The organism is Alkalibacterium sp. s-m-28, from assembly GCF_054658175.1.
In genome coordinates this window covers 1-220 of sequence record NZ_BAAGIQ010000524.1, presented here as the reverse complement: position 1 = coordinate 220, position 220 = coordinate 1, and the positions used below count along the sequence as shown (strand labels likewise).

General features: G+C 38.6%; 1 pseudogene. It reads right to left on the bottom strand.

The annotated features are described in order from the left end of the window. Window positions 1-220, bottom strand: a pseudogene (locus ACYQ4S_RS13115) (IS4 family transposase); the annotation flags it as partial.

Sequence of the window (220 nt, the reverse complement as noted above, 5' to 3'; positions counted from 1 at the left end):
AGTGAAAAAGTGGACGAATCAATTAGAAACACTCTTTCGTTTGATTGCACCACTGTTTTTTCATGAACCAGTGAAAGTAATTGCGTGAAAATCTCCATCAATACAGAGGGTTCCATCTTTCGCAGGGCACGGGATAATTGAGAATAGCTAATGGACTCAATATCAATCACTTTTTTTAAGTTTGGGTTGACCAACTGTTGATCCAAATGCCGTAGGCTAT